Source organism: Mycobacterium sp. 852014-52144_SCH5372336 (assembly GCF_001665615.1).
Lineage (GTDB): Bacteria > Actinomycetota > Actinomycetes > Mycobacteriales > Mycobacteriaceae > Mycobacterium > Mycobacterium neumannii_A.
Genome location: NZ_LZSW01000037.1, coordinates 114,202 through 136,114 on the forward strand (window position 1 = coordinate 114,202; position 21,913 = coordinate 136,114).

Here is a 21,913-nt window from a genome sequence, read left to right on the forward strand (position 1 = left end):
TGCTGTGAGACGGACGTGTCGGTTCGCAGCACTACTGTTATCTCCGATGGGCGGTGTCTTCTCGCGTCTCGTGGGTCAACAGGCTGTTGAGGCCGAGTTGGTGGCCGCGGCACGCGCCGCACGCGGTGAGGCGGCTCACAGCGGGGCGGCGGTCGGATCCATGACACATGCGTGGCTGATCACGGGCCCTCCCGGTTCGGGCCGGTCGGTGGCGGCGCTGTGCTTCGCCGCGGCGCTGCAGTGCACCTCCGACGGTGTGCCCGGGTGCGGCGAGTGCCGGGCCTGCACGACGACGATGGCCGGCACCCACGCCGACGTGCGGCGGATCATTCCCGAGGGGCTGTCGATCGGTGTCGACGACATGCGCACGATCGTGCAGATCGCCTCGCGGCGACCGGGCACCGGGCGCTGGCAGATCGTGCTGATCGAGGATGCCGACCGGCTGACCGAGGGAGCGGCGAACGCCCTGCTCAAGGTGGTCGAGGAGCCGCCGCCGTCGACGGTGTTCCTGCTGTGCGCGCCGTCGGTGGATCCCGAGGACATCGCGATCACGCTGCGCTCGCGCTGCAGGCACGTCGCGCTGGTTACCCCCACCGTGGACGCGATTGCGGGTGTGCTGATGGACAGCGACGGGCTTCCGGAGGCCGAGGCGCGGTGGGCGGCTTCGGTCAGCGGCGGCCATGTCGGGCGGGCCCGCCGGCTGGCCACCGACGAGTCGGCGCGGGAACGTCGGAAGCGGGCGCTGGGTCTGGCGCGCGACGCGGCGACGCCGTCACGCGCCTATGCCGCGGCCGAGGAGTTGGTCAAGACGGCTGAAGACGAGGCCCTGGCGCTGACGGTGGACCGCAACGAGGCCGAGACCGAGGAACTGCGCACCGCGCTCGGTGCGGGTGGCACCGGAAAGGGGACGGCCGGTTCGCTGCGCGGAGCGGCGGGTGCCCTGAGTGCCCTTGAGCGACGGCAGAAGTCGCGCAAGACGCGTGCCTCGCGTGATTCTCTGGACCGCGCGCTGATCGATTTGGCGACGTACTTCCGCGACGCGCTGCTGGTGGCCTCGGACGCCGGCGACGTTGCGCACAACCACCCCGATATGGCCGAGGAGATCGCCAGGCTGGCCGCGCATGCGCCGCCGGACAAACTGCTGCGCTGCATCGAAGCAGTCCTGGAGTGCCGCGAGGCGCTGACGGTCAACGTGAAGCCGAAGTTCGCGGTCGACGCGATGGTGGCGACGGTCGGGCGCGCACTGCGCGACTGAGTTGGGTCGGCGGCGGGCCCTGCCGTAGACTCGTCCCGCCTGTGGCTGACACACATGTGAGCCGGGCACGCCACCTTAGCTCAGTCGGCAGAGCGGCTCACTCGTAATGAGCAGGTCAGGAGTTCGATTCTCCTAGGTGGCTCCAGTTCGGTCCTCGGGTCAGGAAATCAGCGACCAACGGCACGACCTCGTCGAGGTGCGTTTCCAGCAGCCAGTGCCCGCCGCCGAGCAGGTGCAGGGGCGCTTCGGGCAGGTCGCGGTGGTAAGCCCGCGCCGACTCCTCGGGCATGTAGTCGTCATGCGGACCCCAGACAATCAATGTCGGCGGCCGATGCGTGCGCAGGTATGCCTGCTCCTCAGCGAACCAGTCGAGTGTCGAGGGTTGGTCCTCGAGCAGGTGGATGAGGTTGGCCAGCCGGTCCGGGGTGTTCATCAGCGACCAGTGCAGTGTCCACAGGTCGGGGCTGATGCGGTCGGCCACCTCGGCCGGAAGTTCGCCGCGGAACTCGCTTTCGAAGCCTGCGAGGGTCACGTGCTCGGCGATGCGCCGCCGCGATGGGGGTCCGGGATTGTCCCAAAGCTCGCGCAGGAACCCGTATTTCGGCCCGAACGCGTCGGCGTAGATGTCGCCGTTCTGGATGACGAGGCCCGCGACGCGCTCGGGTTCGGCCAGGGCGAGACGGAAACCGAATTGGGAGCCGTAGTCGTGCAGCCAGATGACGTAGCGCCGAAGGTCGAGCGCGTCGACGAAGGACCGCAGGAAGGCCGCGTAGGCGTCGAAGGTGTAGCCGAAGTCGTCGGGATAAGGTGTCGAGCTGTAACCGAAACCGGGCAGATCAGGGGCCACCAGACGCCACCGCTCACCGAGAGCGGCCATCAGATTGCGGTAGACGTACGACGATGCCGGATAGCCGTGGGGCAGCAGGACGACCGGGGCGTCGGACGGTCCGGCTTGGCGGTAGAAGGTGTCGACGCCGTCGACGGTGATGCGGTGGTGGGTGACCGGTGCGATGCTCACGTCGGCTGCAACACCTCCTTGGCGATCTTCATTGCCGAGTTGGCGGCGGGGAAACCGGTGTAGCCAGTGCAGTGGTAGATGACCTCGGCGATCTCGTCGTCGGTGAGGCCGTTGGTGCGCGCGATCTGAACGTGGATCCGCAGTTCGTCTTCGGCGCGCAGGGCGATCAGGAGGCCCAGTGTCAGCAGGCTGCGGTCGCGACGGCCCAGGCCCTCCCGGGTCCACAGTCGCCCGAACACGTTGTCCATGGCCGGGGGAAGCATCTCGCCGCCGAAAGAGTCGGTGGGTAGTTCGACGTCCCCGTCGGGGAGGGCGCCGGGAAGAAGTTCGCGGAAGACCTGGAGGCCTTGGTCACGGATGTCGGTCATCCCGACAGCCTGGCACGCTGACCGCTATTTCGGTGCCACGAATCCGACGGGGCCCGACGCGATGCACACCGACAACGCGGCGGTATTCGCGCGGACGTCGATCGCGTCGCCCGCACCGGGTAGCCGGACGAACACCTGGTTCAGGCCGGGTCGCACCGGCACCTTGACCTCGCGCCCCTCCGACAGCGACATCGTCATCGAGCCGTCGCTGTTGGCCAGGTAGTTGATCTCGGCCGTCCAGTCGGCAGGTAGCAGCGGGCCGTCCAGCGGCATGTGGACCGGAATTTCGGGCTGCACCAGGTAGCCGCAGTCCGGGTGCGGTCCAGGCGCGATGGCGCGCACCCAGGTGACCTTCGCGTCGACCACGCGACCGGTGTGGTCGAGCATGCGCAATTCGTCTGTGGCTGCGGAGAATTCGGGACGTTCACGCACAAGCGCGAACATGTGGCTGGCCCGGTTCTCGGGTCCGACGACCCGCTGCAGGACCATCGGGTCGACCTCCTGGTCGAGCATCGGCGCGTCCGACATCCGGCTCGCGTCGGCCAGGCCCGACAACGCGTTGCGCAGATAGCCTTGCGCCGGATTGTCGCGCCACGTCGTCAAGAACGTCGCCGTCGAGTACACGCTGCTGGCCACGAACAGGGCTGTAAGCGAACAGATCACCACTGTTCGGGTGCGTGATGCGTCCAGCCACCGCGACCCCGCCCGGTTCGGGGCGCACAGCCCGACCGCCGCCAACAGCGCCAGCACGATGACGAGGTCGGGCAGATAGCGCAGCGTCTGCGCCAATTCCAGGGCGGTGAACTGCGATGACCGCATGAGGTAGATCGGGATCTGGCAGGCCATCGCGTATCCCGCGGCCACCAACCACACCGCGACGATCCGCCGCTTGCGCAGCAGCGTCACCGCGACCACGGCGGCCAAACCCACCCAGCCCAACACCATCACCGTCGCGGGTGGGGTCGCCCACGGCGAGGCAGGCGCCCACCGTTGCCAGTCCCACGGGCCGCCGACCAGCCCCGGCACGATCCCGTGCGTCACCGACCGCGCGAGCAGGTCCCACGTCATCGCCAGGTCGAAACTCCACCGCTTCTGGTCGACCACGACCAGGTACACGCCGACCCATCCCGCCGTGACCGCCAGCGACGGCACCCACAGGCGGATTCCGCTACGCCACACCGTTTTCACCGGTCCGGTGTCGGTTACGTAACACAGCAGAGCGGTCACCGCGAACGCGACGAACGGGATCACCGCAGCCTTCTCGAAGAACAGCAGACCGCCGATGTAGACCAGAAGAGCCGTCACCGCGTACCGCTTCTCACCCGTGCGCACCAATAGGATCGCGTCACCGCAGACCCACGCCAGCGCCGCCAGCATCGGCAGCGAGTTCAGTGCCGCCGCCCACCAGGCGAACCCGGGCACCGCAAGCGGCGTGAACAACGCGAATGTCAACGGCAGCAACAGGACTGGTCGCCACCCAAGAATGATGTGCAACGTCCGCAGCAGCGCCAGCGACACCAGCAACTGCAAGACGAGCAGGCTGATCGCCGGGCCGATCCAGTTCAGGGGTGCCAACAAGGTGATGCCACCGGCGACGAGGAACGCGGCGGGCATGACGTGACCGTCGTGGTCGTCGAACAGGTATGCCGGCGAGAGCAGCGGTTGGGTACCCGCGCGGCCGATCAAGATCAGGTCGTCCCAGTAGAAGTAGCCGCCGAACGCCAGCACCGCCCGGATCGCCAACTGCACGACGATCAGGACGATGGCGGTGCGCGCGACCCAGTTGCCCAGCGCGAAGTTACCGCGGATAGGCATCCCCTGCTTGCCGGCGAGCGATCCACGCCGAGCGCACCATCTCCTCCAGCGAATGCCGCATCCGCCAGTCGAGGTCGCGCGCGGCCAAGTCGCCCGACGCGACGATGCGGGCGGGGTCACCGGGCCGGCGCGGACCGACCACCGGCTCGAAATCGAATCCGGTCACATCGCGGATGGTGGTCATGATCTCTCGCACCGAGGTGCCGCTGCCACTGCCGAGGTTGTAGACGGGCTCGATTGCGTCGTCGGCTTCCAGCCGCCTCGCCGCGGCGACATGGGCCAGCGCGAGGTCCGACACGTGGACGTAGTCCCGCACGCAGGTGCCGTCGGCAGTGGGGTAGTCGGCGCCGTTGATCCGCGGTGTCTCGTCGCGGCACAACATGTCGAACACCAGCGGGAAAAGGTTGTGCGGGCTGACGTCGAACAGATCCGCCGAACCCGATCCTACGACATTGAAGTAGCGCAGGCTGGTGTGCCGTAACCCGGACGCGCGTGCGGCGTCGCGAATCATCCACTCTCCCACCAGTTTACTGACGCCGTACGGGGATTCCGGCGAAGCGGGCGTCTGCTCTGTGACGGTGTCGACGTCCGGGGTGCCGTACGTGGCGGCGCTGGAGGAGAACACCATCTTGTCGGTGCCTGCGGCCTCCATCGCCTTGAGAAGCGTGACCATCGCCGAGACGTTCTGCTCGTAGGTGTGAAGTGGGCGTTGCACCGAGACACCGGCGTACTTGAACCCTGCGATGTGGATGACGCCGCTGACGTGATACTCGTCGAGCGTGCGTGCGACGAGTTCACCGTCGAGCAGGGTGCCGCGCACGAACGGAACCGTCGGCGGAACGAATCGCTTCAGGCCGGTCGACAGATCGTCGATCACCACCACCGGCATGTCGGCGTCCGACAGGGCACGCACCACATGGGAACCGATGTACCCGGCGCCGCCGGTCACCAGCCAAGTCATTCGCTTTTCCTCACCCTAGAACGGGGCCAGCATACGGAGGGGCGACCTGCGCTTCGAACCGGTGTCATGCCGCACGCCTGCGAGACAGCGCGAACAGGTGCACGGCGATACCGACCACCGGACCGCACACCAGCGCGACCACTGTGCGCGTCTGCAGATCGAGCGGTAACAGCAGCAACAGCGTCGACGCGACGGTCGCCGAAACCCAGCCCAGTGAGTACGCGCGGTGCAGTGCGGCCGCCACCGCCGCGGCGCCGGTGAGCGTGAGCAGCGAAACGGCGATCGCACCGCCCGTCAACCAGGCCAGCAGCGCACCGTCGGCGCGGTATTCGGCACCGAATGCGCTGCGCAACAGCCACGGTCCAGCCGCCCAAGCCACCAGCACACCGAGCAGGCCCACACCGGTGACGATCACCGTGGGCGCGACAAGAGCGCGCATCCGGTGCCTGCGCTGGTCGACGAAGTGGGCAACCAGGTTGCCCTGCATCGCCGTGAGCGGGACGAGGAGTGGGGCCCGCGTCAGCGTGACGGCCAGGATCACGATGCCGCCGACCGCGCCGAGGTCGTCGGAGGTCGCCTGCAACAGCACCGGAAATCCCATGACCAGGATCGCGCTCGCGCCCGCCGCGGTGATCGAATGCGACGCGCCCCGTAGGAAATCCGCGGTGCTGACGGGGGTCGACAGACCCGCGGCGCGCCGGGTGGCGGGCGAGACGATCAGCATGATCAGCCACGCCACCGAACCGGCCACGGTGGCCCACAGATAGCCGGCCAGGCCCCAGCCGACCAGGAATGTCGCGACGGCCACGAGCAGCCGCAGGCTCGCGTCGGTCACCATCTGCGATCCGTACGCCGTCCACCTGTCCAGTCCGGCCGAGATGCCGAGAAGCGTGGAGTGCAGGCAGTACGCGGCGAGTCCGACGGACAGCAGTGTCACTGAAAGCCATCGGGACTCGACGAACACATACTCGGACCACAGCGGTGAACTGAGCGCGATCGCAGCGGCCGACACGACGCCCACGAGAGCGCCCACCCACATCGGACGGCTGCGCGGGCCCTCGGTCACCTCGATGTGCGCTGCGGACCGGACCTCCCTGGTGGCCTCCTGCAGTAGCCCGCCCGTCGCCCCCGAGACCAGGCCGAACGCCCCCCAGAACACCGCGAACAACGAGAACCCGGCGGGCTCGAGGTCGCGGGCGGCCAGGTAGAGCACCGCATAACCGCACAGGGCGATCGCGGCGGTGGCCACACCGACCCGGCCGACGCTGCCGCGCGCGGCGGGACCGGCCGGTGCCGCGCTGCTGGCGGTGACCGGATCGAAGGGCGCGCCCGCGTCGGTCACGGCGTGTCCAGGTCGGGTAACTGCGGGGAGTACAGCCAGGCATCCCACAGCGGTCGCAGCGACTCGTCGGCGTAATGCGATGCCAGCCCGGTGAAGTCGTCGGTCACCACGGTGCTGTGCCGGTAGCGCGCAGTCCAGTCGCGCAGCAGCGCGAAGAAGTTGCCGTCGCCCAGATGACCTCGTAGCACATGCAACGTCATCGCCCCACGCTTGTACACCCGGTCGTCGAACATGTCGCGCGGGCCCGGGTCGGCCAGAAGCAGGTCGCGCGGCGAGTTGGCAAGCCGCTGATGGTAGTGCCGCGCCCACTCGTCGGCGCTGCGGCCGCCCGAGTTCTCCGACCACAGCCACTCGGCGTAACAGGCGAACCCCTCGTGCAGCCAGATGTGGCGCCACCGCTTGGCGGTCACCGAGTTGCCGAACCACTGGTGGGCGAGTTCGTGCGCGATCAACCGCTCGGCCCGACCCCTGCCGTCGCAATGGTTGGCGCCGAAGATCGAAATCCCCTGTGCCTCAAGCGGGATCTCGAGGTCGTCGTCGGTGACCACGATGGTGTAGCCCTCGCTGAGCGGATAGTCGCCGAACAACGTGACGAACAGTTTCATCATCTGCGGTTGCGCGGCGAAGTCGTGTTCGAAGTTTTCCCGCAGCCGGTCCGGAAGTGCCGCGTGGATCGGAACCCCGTTGTCGGCCAGCCGCTGGCGTTCGTACATCCCGATCTGCAGCGTGACCAGATAGGTCGAGGTGGGCTCGGGCAAGTCGTATGTCCACGTGGTCATCCCGGCCCGTGCGCGGCGAGACACCAACTCGCCGTTCGCGATCACCCGGTACGGGCTCTCGGCGGCGATCTGCAGACGGAAGCTGGCCTTCGCGCTCGGGTGGTCGTCGCAGGGAAACCACGACTGCGCACCGTTCGGCTGACCCGCGACCAGGGCGCCGTCGTTGAGTTCTTCGAAACCGACATCGCCCCACAGTGAACGGATCGGCCTGGGGGCGCCGCCGTAGCGCACGACGATCGTCATCGCCGCGCCCGGAGCCAGCACATCGAGCAACGCGATGTGCAGCTTGCCCGAAGAGGTGCGGAACTGTTGTGGCCGTGCGCCGTTGACGGTCACCTTCGTCACCGACAGCGTGTCGGCGAGGTCGAGGGTGAAGGTGCGGAGCGAAGCGAGAGTCACCGCGGTGATTGTCGCGGTGCCCGTGAGCCGATTGATGGCGACCTTGTACTCGATGTCGAGTTCGTAGCGTGACACCCGGTAACCGAAGTTGCCGCTGGTGGGCAGGTACGGGTCGATGACCGGTGTCGACTTCTTCTTACCTCTCGTCACGCGGCGGTTTCTTCAGTCGATGGGGCCGACGTGCCGGCGCGTTTCTTGCGCGGCGCCTGCCACGGCGAGATCGGGTTGCCCTGCCACCGGGTCGACGCGGGTACCTCGTCGCCACGCACGACCAGTGAGGCCGGGCCGACGGTCGCACCGGCGCCGATACGTGCGGCGGGCAGCGCGACGCTGTGCGCACCCAGGGTCGAACCCTGCTCCAGCACAACGGTGTCCATTCGCATGATCCTGTCGTGGAACAGGTGCGTCTGCACCACGCAGCCGCGGTTGACGGTGGCGCCTTGCTCGAGGGTCACCAGGTCGGCCTCGGGTAACCAGTACGTCTCGCACCAGACGCCGCGCCCGATCCCGGCGCCCAGCGCCCGCAACCACAGGTTCATCACCGGTGTCCCGCTGGCCGCGCGGGCGAACCACGGGGCCGCGACGGTCTCGACGAAGGTGTCGTAGACCTCGTTGCGCCAGACGAACGGAGACCAGAGCGGGTGTTCGCCGGCCTCGATGCGGCCGACCACAAGCCATTTCGCGATCACCGCGGCTGCTCCGGCAACGCCTCCGGCGACCAACAGCACCGCGCCGGCACTCGACGCGGCCCACCCCCAGCCGGCCTCCACGGCCAACCATTGCAGGGTGAGCAGCACCGCCACCCCGATCGCGAACGTCATGATCAGCGGGATGATCCGGCACATCTCGACCAACCCCCGCAGCAGCTTCAGCCGCGCCGAGGGATGGAAGGTGCGCAGCGCGTCGGCCGCGGTCGGCTTGCGGCGCAATCGGACCGGCGGACTGCCCAGCCAGGAGGACCCGGCCTTGGCTTTGTGCGGGGCCGCCGACAACACCGCCACCAAGCCGTCGTCGGGTACCTTGCGACCCGGTTGGGTGATGCCGGAGTTACCGAGGAACGCCCTCTTGCCGATCGTCGCCTTCGCGACATGGATCCAGCCGCCACCCAACTCGTAGGACGCCACCATGGTGTCGTCGGCGAGGAAGGCGCCGTCCTCGACGACGGTGAACTTGGGTGTCAACAGTGCGGTCGAAATTTCGGTTCCGCGACCGACGTTGGCGCCGAGCACCCGCAGCCACGACGGGGTAAGCAGGCTTGCGTAGATCGGGAACAGGTAGGTGCGCGCGGCATCCATCAGCCGTTCGGTGGTCCAGATCTGCCACCCCGTGCGGCTGCGCACCGGGTGATACCCCTCGCGCAGCCCCAGCGAGAGCAGCCTCACCCCGACCACCGTCAGCGCCGCGTATATGAGTGCGGCGGCCAGTGTCGCGACCGGAGTCCACAGCGCCGCGGGGGCGATCGCGTCCACCACCGAATTCGTCTCGCGCACACCGTATCCGATCACGGCCAGCCCGGCCGCGATCGCGAGCAACGGCAGTCCTCCGAGAACGATCGAGGAGACGCCGTAGACCGCCACCCATACCGGCGCCCGCGGCGGGCGGTGTTCGGGCCAGGGGTGACGGGCCTTGCCGGACTTCACCGCGGGTGAACCCTTCCAGTACTGGCCGTTCTTCACCTTGCCGACGACGCCGGAACCGGGGGCCACATCGGCGTTCTTGCCGACGACGGCACCGGGCAGCAGTGTCGTACGTGCGCCGATCGTCGCGTCGTTGCCGACGGTGATCGGCCCGACGTGGAAGAGGTCGCCGTCGATCCAGTGGCCGGACAGGTCGACTTCGGGCTCGACCGAACTTCGGTGCCCGAGCTTGAGCATGCCGGTCACCGGGGGTGTGGAGTGCAGATCCACGCCCTTGCCGACCTTGTTGCCCAGTGCGCGGGCGTAGTACACCAACCATGGTGCGCCCGCGAGGTTTTCGGCGCCGCTGGCCTCGGCGAGCCGTTCGGCGAGCCACACCCGCAGGTGCTCGGACCCGCCTCGCCGGTAGGTGCCCGGCGCCAACCCGTCGAGGAGAAGGCGGGCGCACAGCGCCGCGATGCCCATCCGGCCCAGCGGGGTGACGAACAGGACGAAACCCAAGCCGACCCACCACCAGTTCAGCGGTGCGGTCCAGGGGACGAACCCGGCAAGGACGTTGTTGGCCAACGCCAGCCACACCACCCACTGCAGTCCGGTCAGCGTGGCCAGCGGCAGTGACAACGCCACCTGCACGGCCTGCGTCATGCGCGACGTCGGCTTCACCGTGCGCGGATGCACCTGCGGCGGCGGATCGAGCTCGTCGAGGAAACCCGCGAGCGACCCGAGCCGCGGGTGGTCGTACAGGTCGGCAACCGTGACCTGCGGGTGGCGCCGACGCAGGGCGGCGACCAGTTGCGCTGCCGACAGCGAGCCGCCACCGAGCGCGAAGAAGTCGGCTTCGGGACCGTCGACCGGCGCGGCGAGCACGTCGCGCCACAGGCCGGCGAGCCAGCCCATCGTCCCCGTCAGCCCGGCGCCGTCGTCGTCGCCGACGTCGACCGGCCACGGCAGCGCGTCGCGGTCGACCTTGCCCGAGGTGCGGGTCGGGAGTTCGTCGACCAGGACCAGCCGGGGGACCAGCGCCGCGGGCAACGTCTCGTTCAGCGACACCCGCGCCTTGGGCAGGTCGAACATAGGATCTGCGCTGGCGATGTAGCCGACCAACAGCGGTGTGCCACCGGCCGTGCGACGGACCGCTGCCGCGCCGCCGCTCACCCCGGGCAGGTTGACGAGCGCGGTGTCGACCTCGCCGAGTTCGATGCGCCGCCCGCCGACCTTGACCTGGTCGTCGGCGCGGCCCACGAAGTAGAGCCCGTCGGATTCCAGCCGCACCAGGTCCCCGCTGCGGTACGCGCGCTTCCACCCGAGGGTCGGCATCGCCGCGTACTTCTCCGCGTCCTTCTCCGGGTCGAGGTAGCGCGCCAGCCCCACGCCGCCGATGACCAGCTCGCCGACGGCGCCGTAGGGCACCGCCTCGCCTTCGGAGTCGACCACCGCCAGGTCCCACCCGAGCAGCGGCAAGCCGATGGCCACCGGGCCACCTCCCGACAGCCGGGCGGCGCACGCCACCACGGTCGCCTCCGTCGGCCCGTAGGTGTTCCAGACCTCCCGGCCCTCGACAGCGAGCCGGTCGGCCAACTCGGGTGGGCAGGCTTCGCCGCCGAAGATCAGCAGCCGCACCGCCTCGAGCGCCTCGGCGGGCCACAACGCGGCAAGCGTCGGCACCGTCGACACCACCGTGATGTCGCGGGCCACCAGCCACGGCCCGAGGTCCATACCGCTGCGCACCATCGACCGCGGCGCGGGCACCAGGCAGGCGCCGTGGCGCCACGCCAGCCACATCTCTTCGCACGACGCGTCGAAGGCCACCGACAAACCGGCCAGCACCCGGTCGCCCGGTCCGATCGGACTGTCCTGAACGAACAATTGCGCCTCAGCGTCGACGAACGCGGCTGCGCTGCGGTGGGTGACTGCCACGCCCTTCGGTGTGCCGGTGGAGCCGGACGTGAAAATGATCCACGCATCGTCGCGGCCCAGAGGCGACGCGGCCCGCCAACCCCGCGAAGACCCCGGCCCGCGCGACAGGCCGGCTTCGGTGATGACCGCCACCACGTCGGCCTCGGTGAACACCAGCTCAGCCCGTTCTTCGGGGTCGTCCGCGTCCACGGGTACATAAGCGGCGCCGGTGGCCAACACGGAGAGGATCGCGACGTAGAGCGCGTAGCTTCCCGACGGCATCCGGATCCCGATCCGGTCGCCGCGGCCGATGCCCCGCGCGGCGAGCCAAGCGACGCTGTCCTCGATGTCGGTGATCAGTTCGGCGTACGTGAGCTGGACGTCGCCGTCGTCGATCGCGGGCGCCTCCGGGAAGCGCTTCGCGGTCTCATAGAGGATGTCGATGAGCGTTCGCGGCTCCGGCGCGAGCGGGGACAACAGATATTGAGGTGGGATCTCCTGCCGCAACTCCCCAGTCACGGCTACAAAGCTACTCAGCCCACCCCCGGTGCCGCCCGAGCCGCACGCGGCGTCGCGATCACGATTGCGACACTGGCCGCCGAGCACCGAAAAGGGGCGCGGCGGAGGTTTGACTTTCCCCGCTACCGGTCATTCGCCAGTACCTGGCAGAATCGCCTGCGGAGGGGAGTATTCCTTCGCCGCGGTGTCGTCATCACGTCGGCCGTCATCGGACGACCGGTGCTGCGGGCCGACACGTTTGACCGTGGCGGTGGAAGAGACCTCCGGCGTTTTGACGACCGGAGGTTAAGTGAACGTTTCCACTCTCGAATGGATCATCACGCTGAGCGTGACGATGGCCATCCTGCTGTTCGACGTCATCGTGATCGGCCGCCGGCCGCACGAACCGTCGAAGCGGGAGACCGGGACCGCGCTGACAATCTACGTCAGCCTGGCGATCGCCTTCGGGATCTGGACCTGGTTCTTCCATGGCAGCCAGTACGGCGTCGAGTTCTTCGCGGGCTGGCTCACCGAGTACAGCTTGTCGGTGGACAACCTGTTCGTCTTCCTGATCATCATGGCCAGCTTCAATGTGCCCCGGAAGTATCAGCAGCAGGCGCTTCTCGTCGGCATCATCCTGGCGCTGATCTTCCGCGGCATCTTCATCGCGCTCGGCGCCGTGGCCATCAACCAGTTCTCGTGGGTCTTCTACATCTTCGCTGCGTTCCTCATCTACACGGCCATCAATCTCGCCCGCGACACCGACCACGAAGACGACGGCGACAACATCGTGGTCAGGTTCGCCCGCAACCACCTGAGCATGACCGACAAGTGGGACGGCCTGAAGCTATGGGTGAAGGAGAACGGCAAGCGGTTGATGACGCCGATGTTCCTCGTCATCGTGGCGTTGGGCACCACGGACCTGATCTTCGCGCTCGACTCGATCCCGGCCATCTACGGGCTCACCCAGGAGCCGTACCTGGTATTCACCGCCAACGTGTTCGCGTTGATGGGTTTGCGTCAGCTCTACTTCCTGCTGGGCGACCTGCTCAAACGGCTGGTGTACCTGTCGCAGGGCCTGGCCTTCATCCTGGGCTTCATCGGCGTCAAGCTGCTCCTGCACGCCTTGCACGAGAACGAGGTGCCGTTCATCAACGGCGGTGAGCACGTCCCGGTGCCCGAGATCCCGACCCTGCTGTCGCTGGGCGTGATCATCGTGACGTTGCTCATCACTACCGCGGCGAGCCTCTACAAGACCCGGGTGCACGATGTGAAGAACGCGGCCAACGACAGTTCGAAATTGGATTCGCGCTGAGCACAACGCTCGGCCCGCCGCGAGCAGTCTCCTAGCCTTGCCGGGTGCGCCTCTTTGTGACCGAGACCCCGGACATCTGGGATGAACTGACCGACGGTGGCCAACCGCCCGTCCGCGTCGCGGCCAAGGACCTGCAACACGCGCGGCGGGTCCGCGCCCGGGTGCGGGCCGACGGCGACATCGCGGTCATCCTTGACGTCACGGTCGCCGTCGCAGCCGACTTCCGGTCCGTGCGCGACGTTTTGGAACCGGCTGGCGGCGTGCGCTACGCAGGCACCGTCGACGGTCTCGCCGGCCTGATCGCCGACATCGAATCGGCTGGCGTCGCCGACGGCGTCACGCTCGTGCCCGTGTCGCCGCGTGAGGACGTGCACGCGCTGGGCCGCGCAGTGCTGCGAAGCCTCGAACTACGCGGTCAGGCGCAGGCGTCGTAGCCGGCGCTCGGCGGCTCAGGGGTCCGGCGTCACCAGTTGTCATAGCCGCCTTCGGGACCCAGCATGCGTTCGAGCCGGGTGCGATTGATGCGGGCCAACTCGTTGCGGACGACCTTGCGCTCGGTCTCGATGTCGTTGTGCATCCGGTCGAGAATCGCCGCGAGCACCCGCCCCGCGTCGAAGCCGTTGACGAACATCACGAACCCGAAGCCGAAGTGCTCGAGGTATTGCTTCGACGCCTGACTCAGGCGTTCCATCAACACGGGTTGGTCGCACCAGATCGCGCACTGCTCAGCGGCCGACTTCTCGCTGCCCGGTCGCCGCCCGACGTCCGGGTAGGCCTGCAGGATGGTGTCGATGGAGTCCTCGCCGAGGCTGAACAGCAGCGCATCGGCTTCCCGGAACAGCGAGTCGTGGTCGGCGTACGGCCGCCCGCGCGCCAGATCGGCGGCCAGCGGCACGCTGTAGCAGCATTCGTACACGGCGTGTACGGCCCTGCGCATCGGCATGGCGTTGAACGCTTCGAGGCCGATCCCCTGATGCATCAACACGACAGCAATGATCGACCGCGGGGAGAACGTCCCGGTTACGTCGTGTTACGGCGAGGAAAAATCAGCGCGCCCGTAAATCGGGCTCAGTGGTCCTTCTGGAACCGCTCGACCGACGCCTGGACCTCGGCCTCGGCCTCGGCGCGACCGACCCAGTCGGCGGCCTTCACATACTTGCCCGGTTCGAGATCCTTGTAGTGCACGAAGAAGTGCTTGATCGCCTCGAGCTCATAGGAAGGCACGTCGCCGAGGTCCTGGATGTGCTCCCAGCGCGGGTCGTCGGCAGGCACACACAGAACCTTGTCGTCGCCGCCGGCCTCGTCGGTCATCCGGAACATCGCCACCGGACGGACATCGACGATGCAGCCGGGGAACACGGATTCGGGCAGCAGTACCAGGGCGTCCAGCGGGTCGCCGTCCTCACCGAGGGTGTCCTCGAAGAACCCGTAGTCGGTCGGGTAGGCCATAGACGTGTACAGGTAGCGGTCCAGCTTCACCCGGCCGCTCTCGTGGTCCACCTCGTACTTGTTGCGGGAACCCTTGGGGATCTCAATCACTACCTCGAACTGCACGGCCGCGGCTCCTTGCCCTGTGCTCTGGTCTGGGTCATCCGGTGATAACGCGGGTCAACATTAATCGAGGGATACGCTGCTGTACGGGGGCGGTCCAGGTTGAGCAGGAGGGTTATGCGGCCCAGTCAGTGGCGGCGATCCACGCACGTGGCGGTTTCGGTGGCGGTTTTGCTGCTGGTTGCCGTGGTCGTGGCGGTGGCCGCGATGCTCACCACAGGTCGGTCGACCGAAGCCTCGGCGGGGAAGCCGACGCCGCCGGCCGCGACCGCGAACCCCGGTGTCGTGCCGGTCGCCGACTCGGCGCCCAAGCCTGTCCCGGACCGGCTGGCCGCAAAGCTCGCGCCCGTACTGGCCGACCCGAACCTCGGCGACCTCACCGGCCGGGTCACCGACGCGCTGACCGGGGCCGAGTTGTGGGCGCAACGGCCCGACATGCCGATGCAGCCGGCGTCGACCAACAAGTCGCTGACGGCCGCGGCCGCGCTGCTGACGCTGGACCGCGACGCGCGGCTCACCACCCGCGTGCTGCGCGGCAGCCAGCCCGGGGTGGTGGTGCTCAAAGGTGGCGGAGATCCGACGCTGTCGGCGGCACCGCCCGGTGAGGACACCTGGTACCGCGACGCGGCACGCATCAGCGACCTGGCCGAGCAGGTCCGCGGCAGCGGTATGGAGGTCACCCGGGTGGCGGTCGACGTCAGCACCTACAGCGGACCGACGCTGGCGCCGGGCTGGGATCCGCTCGACATCGACTACGGCGACATCGCGCCGATGGAGTCGGTGATGCTCGACGGCGGCCGCACCCAGCCGGTGAGCTACGACTCGGTGCGTTCGCACACGCCGGCGCTGGATGCTGGGCGAGCGCTGGCGGTGGCGTTGAAGGTCGACCCGGCGACGGTGACCGTGCTGCCGGGCGCGGCCAGCGGTGAGGAGATCGCCGCTGTCGAGTCGCCGCCGCTGATCTCGCGGCTACGCGACATGATGTACGCCTCAGACAACGTGATGGCCGAGGCGATCGGCCGCGAGGTCGCCGCGCAGGCGAACCGGCCGCAGAGTTTCGACGGCGCGACGCGCGCGACGCTGAGCGCGCTCGCCGACGCCGGCATCGACACGGCCGGGACGCGGCTGCTCGACTCCAGCGGGCTGTCGGTCGACGACCGGCTCACCGCGAAGACGCTCGACGAGGTGGCCCAAGCCGCGGCCGGTGACGAGCATCCGGCGTTGCGACCGCTGGTCGACCTGCTGCCGGTGGCCGGCGGCAGCGGCACCCTGTCCAACCGTTATCTCGAAGGGCCGCACAAGGATTCGGCCGGCTTTCTGCGGGCCAAGACCGGCTCGCTGACCGGCACCAATTCGCTGTCGGGCATCGTCACCGACGAGGACGGACGGGTGCTCACGTTCGCGCTGATCTCCAACAACGCAGGCCCGACCGGACGCATCGCGCTCGACAACGTGGCCGCCACTCTGCGAGCCTGCGGGTGCAGCGCGTGAGCCCCTCGACCAAGTCCTCGCTGTCGGTCGGTCGCGCCGTCGACTGGGACTTCGCCGCCGCCGTGGGGGAGAAGCTCGCCCGGCCCGGCCCGGCGTCGACCGACTACACGCGCAAGCAGGTGATCGAGCAGTTGGCCGCGGCGTCGCGCTCCGCCGAACTGCCGGTGCGCGAGGTCACCGGTATGACCGAAGGCGGTGAGATCCCCGAGGCGCGAATCGTGGACCGCCCCCAGTGGATTCGCGCGGCCACCCGGTCCATGCGCATGATGACGGGCGGATCGGACAAGCCGGCAGGTGCCATCAGCGGGCGCATCACGGGTGCGCAGACCGGAGCGGTGCTGGCGTTCATCTCCTCGGGCATCCTCGGCCAGTACGACCCGTTCGGCCCCGGCGGTGGCGAACTGCTGCTGATCTACCCGAACGTGATCGCCGTTGAGCGCCAGTTGCAGGTGCAGCCCTACGACTTCCGGCTGTGGGTCTGCCTGCACGAGGTCACCCACCGGGTGCAGTTCCGCGCCAACCCGTGGCTTGCCGAACACATGTCCGGTGCACTCGCCGTGCTCACCGAGGAAAGCTCCGAAGACATCACCGAGATGGTCTCCAGGCTCGCCTCGTTCGTGCGCAGCCGCCGCGACGAGGCGAACGGCGGTGTGGCAGATGTCAATTCGAATGGGATGATCGGGCTGTTGCGGGCGGTGCAGTCCGAACCTCAGCGTGAGGCCCTCGACAAACTGCTCGTGCTCGGCACGCTGCTGGAAGGCCACGCGGACCACGTGATGGACGCCGTCGGTCCCGCTGTGGTGCCGTCGGTCGCCACGATCCGCAAGCGGTTCGACGAGCGACGTCAGCGCAAACAGTCGCCGTTGCAGCGGGTGGTGCGGATGCTACTGGGCATCGACGCCAAGCTCAGCCAGTACACCCGCGGCAAGGCGTTCGTGGACCACGTGGTGTCCGCTGTCGGCATGGACCGGTTCAATGCCGTGTGGACGGGACCCGAAACATTGCCTCTGCCAACCGAAATCGACGAGCCTCAACGATGGATCGACAGGGTGCTGTAGCCGGGCTTCGGGCGGCGGTCGAGGCGTTCGACCGCGACTTCGGGGTCGGCGACCGCTGGTGCGTCGCACTGTCTGGAGGCCCCGACTCGCTGGCATTGACCGCGGTCGCGGCGCGGCTCAAACCGACCACCGCCCTGATCGTCGACCATCAGTTGCAGCCGGACTCCGCCGCCGTGGCGGAGAACGCGCGGAAACACGGTCTGTCAGTGGGATGCGTTGCAGCGCAGGTGATCACCGTCGACATCGGTACGGTGGGGGGTCCCGAAGCCGCCGCGCGCACCGCGCGATACCGCGCGTTGGACGCGGCGAGGGACGGGATGCCCGTGCTACTGGGCCACACGCTGGACGACCAGGCCGAGACGGTGCTGCTGGGTTTGGGCCGCGGTTCCGGGCCGCGGTCGATCGCAGGCATGCGGCCGTGGGACCCGCCGTGGGGCAGGCCCCTGCTCGGTGTGCGGCGGGCGGCGACGGAGGCGGCGTGCGACGAGCTCGGTCTGTCGCCGTGGCAGGACCCGCACAACGCGGACCGCAGGTTCACCAGGGTTCGCCTGCGTGAGGAGGTGCTACCTCTGCTCGAAGACGTTCTCGGCGGAGGCGTCGCCGAGGCGTTGGCCCGCACCGCAGGCGCGTTGCGCGCCGACACCGACACCCTCGACGAGCTGGCCGACCGCGCACTGACCAGGCTGCGCCGCGACGATGCGCTCGACGGCGCCGAGCTCGCCCTTCTCCCAGAAGCACTGCGGCGCAGGGTGATTCGTCGATGGCTCCTGGATGGCGGTGCCGCCGGACTGACCGACAAGCAGATCCGCGCCGTCGACGCCCTCGTCACGGCGTGGCGAGGCCAGGGCGGGGTCGCGGTCGGATCCCCCCTGCGCGAGCGACGGCTGATCGCGGGCCGCCGCGACGGCATGCTGACCCTGCACACGGAGCCGGTGCGAACCATGAAAAACTGTGCCCGTGCCTGAGCGATCCGCCGATTTGTATACCGGTGACATCAAGTCGGTGCTGCTGTCGTCCGACGAGATCCAGGCGAAGATCGCCGAGCTCGGCGCCCTGATCGGCGAGGAGTACCGCGACACCGTCGCCGAAAACGGCCAAGATCTCCTGCTGGTGACCGTGCTCAAGGGCGCGGTCTTCTTCGTCACGGACCTGGCGCGCGCGATCCCGCTGCCGACGCAGCTGGAGTTCATGGCGGTCAGCTCCTACGGTTCGTCGACGTCGTCGTCCGGTGTGGTGCGCATCCTCAAAGACCTCGACCGCGACATCAACGGCCGCGACGTGCTCATCGTCGAGGACATCGTCGACTCCGGGCTGACCCTGTCGTGGTTGCTACGCAACCTCGCCACCCGCCACCCCCGCTCGCTGCGGGTATGCGCGCTGCTGCGCAAGCCCGACGCGGTGCGCGCCGACGTCGAGATCGCGCACGTCGGATTCGACATCCCCAACGAGTTCGTCGTCGGCTACGGCCTGGACTACGCCGAGCGTTACCGCGACCTCGACTACATCGGCACGCTGGACCCGAAGGTGTACGAGCAGCACTGAACGGCGCAAGATGAGGGGCATGCGCGAAACAGCCCTTCGCATCTGCCCCCTGTGCGAGGCCACCTGCGGCCTGGTCCTCACCATCGACGACGGTCGCGTCACCGGCGCCCGCGGCGACCGCGACGACGTGTTCAGCCACGGCTTCATCTGCCCGAAGGGCGCCAGCTTCGGCGAACTCGACAACGATCCCGACCGGTTGGCCAGGCCGATGATCCGGCGTGACGGTGTGCTGACCGAGGCGACCTGGGAGGAGGCGTTCGCCGCGACGGCGGAGGGGCTCGGCGGTGTCATCGCCCAGCACGGCGGTGCGGCCGTCGGCGTGTACCTGGGCAATCCGAACGCCCACACCATCGCCGGCGGGTTGTACACCCCGCTGGTCGTGAAGGCGCTGGGCACCCGGCAGGTGTACTCGGCGAGCACCCTCGACCAGATGCCCAAGCACGTCGCCCTGGGCCTGATGTTCGGCAGCCCGGTCGCGTTCACCGTGCCCGACCTCGACCGCACCGACTACCTCGTGATCATCGGCGCGAACCCCCTTGTCTCCAACGGCAGCCTCGCGACCGCCGCCGACTTTCCCGGCAAGCTGCGCGCGCTGCGCAGACGCGGCGGGCGCCTCGTGGTCATCGACCCCGCACGCACCCGTACCGCCGAACTCGCCGACCGCCACCTGGCTCCGCGGCCCGGCACCGACGCGGCGCTGCTGCTGGGCATCGTGCACGTGCTGTTCGACGAGGACCTCGCCGACCTGAATGACCTCTTGGGCCACGTCGACGGTGTCGACCTGGTACGTGCGCTCGCCGCCGACTTCTCACCGGACACGGTCGAGGCGTACTGCGGGGTGCCCGCCGACGACATCCGCACGCTGGCACGCGAACTCGCGGCGGCGCCGTCGGCCGCGGTGTACGGCCGGATCGGCACGTCCACCGTGGAATTCGGCACCCTGGGCAGCTGGCTCGTCGACGTCGTGAACATTCTCACCGGCAACCTGGATCGCCCCGGCGGCGCGATGTTCCCGCAATCGCCGATCGCGCCCGCGGCGCGGCCGCCGAAGCGGGGCCGGGGCTTTTCCACCGGGCGTTGGCACAGCCGCGTATCGGGTTATCCCGAAGTGCTGTCGGAGTTTCCGGCCGCAGCGTTGGCCGAGGAGATCGACACCCCCGGCGACGGGCAGATCAAGGCCATGATCACGATCGCGGGCAACCCGGTGCTGTCGGCGCCCGACGGCGATCGACTCGACAAGGCGCTCGACAGCGTCGAGTTCATGCTGAGCATCGACCCGTACCTCAACGAGACCACCCGGCGCGCCGACGTCATCCTGCCGCCGCCTCCGCCGTCGCGCAGCGCGCACTTCGACGTCGCGCTCAACGGCCTGGCGGTGCGCAACAACGCGCGGTACTCACCGCCTGCGCTCCCGCTGACCGACCGACCGGACGAAGCCGAGGTCCTCGCGCGCATCGCCTTGATCCTCTACGGTCTGGGCCCCGGCGCCGATCCGATGCTGGTCGACGATCAGGTGATCGCCGCGACGCTGGCCAAGGAGACCGCCGACCCCGACTCGCCGGTCGCCGGGCGATCCGTCGACGAGATGACCGCAATGTTGCCGACGGCTCCGGGCTACGAGCGGCGCCTCGACATGATGCTGCGCCTCGGCGCCTACGGAGATGCGTTCGGAGCCAATTCCGACGGCCTCACGCTGGGCAAGCTCAAGGCCGCACCGCACGGCATCGACCTCGGTCCGCTGCGTCCACGTCTGGCCGAGGTGCTGCGGACGCCCTCCGGGCGGATCGAACTCGCACCGCCCGAGTTGACCGCCGACGTCGCGCGGCTGCGGGATGCGCTCGGTGTGCGCGCCGACGGGTTCGTGCTCATCGGGCGACGGCACCTGCGTTCCAACAACAGCTGGATGCACAACCTGCCCGCGCTTTCGGGCGGGTCCAACCAGTGCACGCTGCGGATCCATCCCGACGACGCCGCCGAGCTCGGCCTCACCGACACCGCCGTCGTCAAGGGGCCGGGAGGTGAGCTGCTGGCGCCGGTCGAGATCACGCCCGAGATGCGGCGGGGCGTGGTGTCGTTACCGCACGGCTGGGGCCACGATCGCGAGGGCACGGGTCAACGGGTGGCGGCCGGTGCGCCGGGCGTGAACGTCAACCAGCTCAACGACGGCAACCATCTGGATCCGCTGTCGGGGACCGCGGTGCTCAACGGGATCCCGGTGGATATTGCGCCCGCGGGTTAGGTCAGCTCGTAGACCACGGTGACGTTGAAGCCGACGGCCTGCTGGCCCGGCTCGAACGGCACCGTCGCCATTTCCGCGGCCTGCCCGCGCGGACCCGGATACGGCGTTGGGGGCGACGAGGAAGGCACCTCGGATATCGAGAGGACCTTGCCGAGGTCCAATTCGGCCAGCAGCGCGTACTGTTCGGCGCGGCTCTTGGCGTCGTTGAAGGCCCGGGCGCGCGCTTCGCGCACCAGTTGTGAGTCGTCCTCGATGGCGAGGGTGACGTTGTTGATCCTCGTCGCGTTGCCGCCCCTGCTCGCGATGATCCCGAACACCTGTGGCGCCGTGTTGAGCGCGCGGACCTTGACGTCGATCGTGTTCGTCGCCCGGTAGCCATTGATGGTCGTGGTGTCGCCGCCGGCGTACTGCGGCTGCACGCTCACCTCGGAGGTGTTGATGTCCTTGCGGTCGATGCCCGAGTCGACCAGCGCGTCGATGACACCGCGCTGCAGTTGGCTGGTCTGGTTCAGGGCGCCGGCGGCGTCGGCGGCGACAACCTCCATCCCCGCGTTGATCGTCAGTGTGTCGGGCGTGCCGAGCACCTCACCGGTGCCGACGACCGTCACCTGGCGCTGTGTGCTGTTGTCGTCGTCGGTGAGGACGGGGGCGGCCGTCGCGTCACAGCCCGAGAGCAGGGCGATCAACCCGGCCGCCGCGGCCGCGAGGATTCGGGTGGGCGTCTTCGCCCGGGCAGCGATTGGCATGGC

At 68.7% G+C, this 21,913-nt stretch carries 18 protein-coding genes and 1 tRNA gene; 9 read left to right on the forward strand and 10 right to left on the reverse strand.

Going from position 1 to position 21,913, the window contains the following annotated elements; translation table 11 throughout:
- The first annotated feature begins 46 nt into the window (after positions 1–46).
- Positions 47–1,255: a DNA polymerase III subunit delta' gene (locus A5759_RS08115; protein ID WP_064419260.1), complete on the forward strand. Its 1,209-nt coding sequence runs from the start codon at positions 47–49 to the stop codon at positions 1,253–1,255.
- A gap of 69 nt (positions 1,256–1,324) precedes the next feature.
- Positions 1,325–1,400: transfer RNA gene (locus A5759_RS08120), tRNA-Thr, on the forward strand.
- Here A5759_RS08120 and A5759_RS08125 read toward each other — a convergent pair.
- The 7 genes from A5759_RS08125 to A5759_RS08155 all read right to left on the reverse strand — a co-directional run bounded on the left by A5759_RS08125 (position 1,371) and on the right by A5759_RS08155 (position 11,989).
- The gene (locus tag A5759_RS08125) at positions 1,371–2,273 is read right to left on the reverse strand and encodes an alpha/beta fold hydrolase (protein WP_231984588.1); all 903 of its coding nucleotides are present in this window, start codon (positions 2,271–2,273) and stop codon (positions 1,371–1,373) included. The genes A5759_RS08120 and A5759_RS08125 overlap by 30 nt on opposite strands.
- Entirely contained in the window at positions 2,270–2,641 is a 372-nt protein-coding gene (locus tag A5759_RS08130; RefSeq protein ID WP_068196049.1) for a carboxymuconolactone decarboxylase family protein, read from the reverse strand. The genes A5759_RS08125 and A5759_RS08130 overlap by 4 nt, the downstream gene beginning before the upstream one ends.
- Before the next feature lie 24 nt (positions 2,642–2,665).
- Complete coding sequence (locus A5759_RS08135; RefSeq protein WP_174523488.1) at positions 2,666–4,456, reverse strand: hypothetical protein; 1,791 nt, start codon at positions 4,454–4,456, stop codon at positions 2,666–2,668.
- Positions 4,440–5,417 (reverse strand): UDP-glucose 4-epimerase GalE, encoded by a 978-nt coding sequence (gene galE / locus A5759_RS08140; protein WP_068196052.1) that lies wholly within the window; start codon positions 5,415–5,417, stop codon positions 4,440–4,442. The genes A5759_RS08135 and galE overlap by 17 nt, the downstream gene beginning before the upstream one ends.
- 64 nt (positions 5,418–5,481) lie before the next feature.
- Positions 5,482–6,759, reverse strand: a complete 1,278-nt coding sequence (locus A5759_RS08145; protein ID WP_064419264.1) for a lipopolysaccharide biosynthesis protein — start codon at positions 6,757–6,759, stop codon at positions 5,482–5,484.
- Positions 6,756–8,087 (reverse strand): M1 family metallopeptidase, encoded by a 1,332-nt coding sequence (locus A5759_RS08150; protein WP_068196055.1) that lies wholly within the window; start codon positions 8,085–8,087, stop codon positions 6,756–6,758. Before A5759_RS08150 ends, A5759_RS08145 begins: the two co-directional genes overlap by 4 nt.
- Positions 8,084–11,989 (reverse strand): Pls/PosA family non-ribosomal peptide synthetase, encoded by a 3,906-nt coding sequence (locus A5759_RS08155; protein ID WP_068196058.1) that lies wholly within the window; start codon positions 11,987–11,989, stop codon positions 8,084–8,086. Before A5759_RS08155 ends, A5759_RS08150 begins: the two co-directional genes overlap by 4 nt.
- 289 nt (positions 11,990–12,278) lie before the next feature.
- Between A5759_RS08155 and A5759_RS08160 the strand changes: the two genes are divergently transcribed.
- Both A5759_RS08160 and A5759_RS08165 read left to right on the forward strand, forming a co-directional pair.
- Positions 12,279–13,283, forward strand: coding sequence for a TerC family protein (locus A5759_RS08160; protein ID WP_064399305.1), 1,005 nt, complete (start codon positions 12,279–12,281; stop codon positions 13,281–13,283).
- A gap of 44 nt (positions 13,284–13,327) precedes the next feature.
- Positions 13,328–13,717: a hypothetical protein gene (locus A5759_RS08165; protein WP_068196062.1), complete on the forward strand. Its 390-nt coding sequence runs from the start codon at positions 13,328–13,330 to the stop codon at positions 13,715–13,717.
- Positions 13,718–13,746: 29 nt separating this feature from the next.
- On the opposite strand, the gene A5759_RS08170 is transcribed toward A5759_RS08165, so the two are convergent.
- Both A5759_RS08170 and A5759_RS08175 read right to left on the reverse strand, forming a co-directional pair.
- Positions 13,747–14,268, reverse strand: coding sequence for a 2-oxo-4-hydroxy-4-carboxy-5-ureidoimidazoline decarboxylase (locus tag A5759_RS08170; RefSeq protein WP_231984589.1), 522 nt, complete (start codon positions 14,266–14,268; stop codon positions 13,747–13,749).
- An 83-nt stretch (positions 14,269–14,351) separates the two neighbouring features.
- A complete protein-coding gene (locus A5759_RS08175) occupies positions 14,352–14,837 on the reverse strand; it encodes an inorganic diphosphatase (protein ID WP_064399302.1) in 486 nt (161 codons plus the stop codon).
- Between the two features lie 114 nt (positions 14,838–14,951).
- Here A5759_RS08175 and dacB point away from each other — a divergent pair, with 114 nt between their 5' ends.
- Genes dacB through A5759_RS08200 form a run of 5 tightly spaced genes read left to right on the forward strand, consistent with a single transcriptional unit; the run spans position 14,952 to position 21,164 of the window.
- Positions 14,952–16,325 carry a D-alanyl-D-alanine carboxypeptidase/D-alanyl-D-alanine-endopeptidase gene (gene dacB, locus A5759_RS08180; protein WP_068196065.1) on the forward strand — a complete coding sequence of 458 codons (1,374 nt, stop codon included), beginning with the start codon at positions 14,952–14,954 and terminating at the stop codon, positions 16,323–16,325.
- Positions 16,322–17,383 carry a zinc-dependent metalloprotease gene (locus A5759_RS08185; RefSeq protein ID WP_094288174.1) on the forward strand — a complete coding sequence of 354 codons (1,062 nt, stop codon included), beginning with the start codon at positions 16,322–16,324 and terminating at the stop codon, positions 17,381–17,383. Before dacB ends, A5759_RS08185 begins: the two co-directional genes overlap by 4 nt.
- Positions 17,362–18,348, forward strand: a complete 987-nt coding sequence (gene tilS / locus A5759_RS08190; protein WP_068196071.1) for a tRNA lysidine(34) synthetase TilS — start codon at positions 17,362–17,364, stop codon at positions 18,346–18,348. Before A5759_RS08185 ends, tilS begins: the two co-directional genes overlap by 22 nt.
- A complete protein-coding gene (gene hpt / locus A5759_RS08195) occupies positions 18,335–18,925 on the forward strand; it encodes a hypoxanthine phosphoribosyltransferase (protein ID WP_064425383.1) in 591 nt (196 codons plus the stop codon). Before tilS ends, hpt begins: the two co-directional genes overlap by 14 nt.
- A gap of 19 nt (positions 18,926–18,944) precedes the next feature.
- Positions 18,945–21,164: a molybdopterin-dependent oxidoreductase gene (locus tag A5759_RS08200; protein ID WP_068196073.1), complete on the forward strand. Its 2,220-nt coding sequence runs from the start codon at positions 18,945–18,947 to the stop codon at positions 21,162–21,164.
- Here A5759_RS08200 and A5759_RS08205 read toward each other — a convergent pair.
- A complete protein-coding gene (locus tag A5759_RS08205) occupies positions 21,161–21,910 on the reverse strand; it encodes an SIMPL domain-containing protein (protein ID WP_068196076.1) in 750 nt (249 codons plus the stop codon). The two genes, A5759_RS08200 and A5759_RS08205, sit on opposite strands and share 4 nt — an antisense overlap.
- Positions 21,911–21,913: the final 3 nt, after the last annotated feature.

Coding starts and splice junctions, on each gene's coding strand:
- A5759_RS08130 (WP_068196049.1), bottom strand. CDS start 2,641: ATGACCGACATCCGTGACCAAGGCCTCCAGGTCTTCCGCGAACTTCTT.
- dacB (WP_068196065.1), top strand. CDS start 14,952: ATGCGGCCCAGTCAGTGGCGGCGATCCACGCACGTGGCGGTTTCGGTG.
- A5759_RS08205 (WP_068196076.1), bottom strand. CDS start 21,910: ATGCCAATCGCTGCCCGGGCGAAGACGCCCACCCGAATCCTCGCGGCC.
- A5759_RS08135 (WP_174523488.1), bottom strand. CDS start 4,456: ATGCCTATCCGCGGTAACTTCGCGCTGGGCAACTGGGTCGCGCGCACC.
- A5759_RS08115 (WP_064419260.1), top strand. CDS start 47: ATGGGCGGTGTCTTCTCGCGTCTCGTGGGTCAACAGGCTGTTGAGGCC.
- galE (WP_068196052.1), bottom strand. CDS start 5,417: ATGACTTGGCTGGTGACCGGCGGCGCCGGGTACATCGGTTCCCATGTG.
- A5759_RS08200 (WP_068196073.1), top strand. CDS start 18,945: ATGCGCGAAACAGCCCTTCGCATCTGCCCCCTGTGCGAGGCCACCTGC.
- tilS (WP_068196071.1), top strand. CDS start 17,362: ATGGATCGACAGGGTGCTGTAGCCGGGCTTCGGGCGGCGGTCGAGGCG.